This window comes from Vibrio sp. 10N.261.52.A1 (assembly GCF_002876325.1).
In the GTDB taxonomy this organism is placed as follows: domain Bacteria; phylum Pseudomonadota; class Gammaproteobacteria; order Enterobacterales; family Vibrionaceae; genus Vibrio; species Vibrio chagasii.
Genome location: NZ_MCYD01000727.1, coordinates 1 through 2,171, shown reverse-complemented (window position 1 = coordinate 2,171; position 2,171 = coordinate 1). Strand labels below are relative to the sequence as shown.

The window sequence follows — 2,171 nt, the reverse complement described above, 5'->3', positions numbered from 1 at the left end:
TGGTGGCGAAGAGTTTGTAGTCTACCTGAAAGGGGATGATCGCGAGATTTTGATGCGAACACTCGATCGTGTAAAAACAGCGATTTGCGCCAATTCAACAGATATTATTCCGAATGGATTCACAGTATCTGGCGGTGTGTGCATTGTAGAGACAGAACAGAGCAAGCTTAACTTTGAAGAGATATTTAAGTTTGCTGATGAGAAGCTTTACGTGGCTAAAACGACCGGTAAAGATCGTATCGAATTCTAGCCACGTTGTTCAGTCTACATGCTTTAATAGACAGTTCGAGAGCGGAGATCTATGCAGGCTGATTGTACAGCTCTTGGTAGCGTTTGATCTGCTCGACGATAGGCGCAGCTTTTTTGTAGGTTCTGATTTCTCGGAACAGCTCTTCCGCTTCTGGGTACTCTTTGCGCAGATACACAAACCACTGTTTTACACGGTTTGGATAGTAAAGACCTTTATCGCCCTCAATTTCGAACTCTGAATAGCGTAACAGCAGAGCAATTACCTCTATCCATGGCATTGGCTGGTGGTTGTGCTTAACCACGTTACCAAGATTTGGAACGTTGAATGCGCCACGGCATACCATGAGTGAATCGACACCTGTTGTTTTAATGCAATCTTGACCGTCTTGATAATTCCAAATCTCACCATTCGCGATCAAAGGCAACGATGTCTTCTGGCGGATCTGATTAATGTAATCCCACTTTATTTCACTTGCCTTATAGCCACCGGTTTTGGTTCTTGCATGAACCGTCAGTTCGTCCGCTTTGGCTTGTTCAATCGCATCGACAATCTCAAAGCACTCATCTGGGTGTTCCCAACCTAAACGAATTTTAGCCGAAACAGGGATGTGCTCAGGAACGGCTTCTCGGGTCGCTTTAACAACTTGATAGATAAGCTCGGGTTCTTTCAGTAATGATGCGCCACCGTTACTCTTGTTTACCGCTTTTGCTGGGCAACCAAAGTTTAGGTCGATTCCTTTGGCACCAAGGTTCGCAGCTTGAATCGCATTCTCTGCCATCCATTTTGGGTGTTGGCCAAGCAGTTGAACGTGGACAGGGACGCCCGCCATCGTCTGAGAGCCTTGGTGAAGCTCAGGGCACAAGCGATGGAACACATGCGGTGGTAATAGTTGATCAGTAACACGGACGAATTCTGTTACACAGAGGTCGTAATCATTGAGCTCTGTGAGAATTTCACGCATTAGATGGTCTAGAACGCCCTCCATAGGGCCAAGTATTACTCGCATGCTGATTTACCGAAACATCTCTGTCCTGAAAATAAAGAGGCGTGATTGTACGGCTTGACCACAGGATTGTCACTATGAGTGTGGCTTTGCTTACGATGATGCTCATTCAATCGGTTAATGGCGACATGATGTATGGGATAGCGTTATAATATGGAAAATGCCCAATATCCAGAGCTTTCATGACATATCAATTATTAAGCCTACCAGAATCAATTACCGACATTACTCCGCAGTTTCTTGAAGGGGCAATTCTTGCTTCTAACCTAGCCACTAAGCCGCTAGAGCCAGAAGCGTGGCTTGCGATTATTGCTCCAGAAGCGGGTGAAGCGCTTGTGGCAATCGTGACAGAACAGATTAACCGCCAGCACAACCTCATTCAGCGTAGTGAATACTTACTGACAGATGTGTTTTCTGAAGGTGACTTTACTGAACAATTCGCTGATTTCGCGGAAGGTTTCATGATGGTCTGGCCAACCGTAGAAGAGCAATGGAAAACCGTAAGTGTTGCTGACGGCACGTTACGTATGCTTCAAGCTCTGCTGACGACATTGATGCTCGCGATTGATGAAGAGCAAACTCAACAGCAAATGGTGGCGGCTGGACTAGAGAACCCGCCTGCGCTTGCAGATCTTGTCGGTCAAGTCGATTTGATGATTTCAGAAGTTGCACTAGCCGCTGATGAAGCAATGCTGGGCAATAAATCTCAGAGCGTGAATCCGTTTAAAGATATCGGTCGTAACGATGCTTGTCCGTGTGAAAGCGGTAAAAAATTCAAGCAATGCTGTGGTAAGAACAGTTAATCGTTTCAAGCGCGCTGTTCTTTAGAAAACGACAAAGATTGGATAACAAAAAGTCGACCCTAAGGTCGACTTTTTAGTTTTTGTAAAGCGTGAGTGACTAGGGCGTGTTGATCTT

The 2,171-nt window shown here is 45.6% G+C and carries 3 protein-coding genes; 2 read left to right on the top strand and 1 reads right to left on the bottom strand.

Annotation, left to right across the window (positions count from 1 at the left end):
- Positions 1-250: diguanylate cyclase (locus BCT81_RS14820; RefSeq protein WP_133152633.1), on the top strand; the 250-nt coding region annotated here is incomplete at its 5' end.
- Between the two features lie 49 nt (positions 251-299).
- On the opposite strand, the gene dusC is transcribed toward BCT81_RS14820, so the two are convergent.
- Complete coding sequence (dusC, locus tag BCT81_RS14815) at positions 300-1,256, bottom strand: tRNA dihydrouridine(16) synthase DusC (RefSeq protein WP_102424921.1); 957 nt, start codon at positions 1,254-1,256, stop codon at positions 300-302.
- A 179-nt stretch (positions 1,257-1,435) separates the two neighbouring features.
- Between dusC and BCT81_RS14810 the strand changes: the two genes are divergently transcribed.
- Entirely contained in the window at positions 1,436-2,056 is a 621-nt protein-coding gene (locus BCT81_RS14810) for an SEC-C metal-binding domain-containing protein (RefSeq protein WP_102424920.1), read from the top strand.
- Positions 2,057-2,171: the final 115 nt, after the last annotated feature.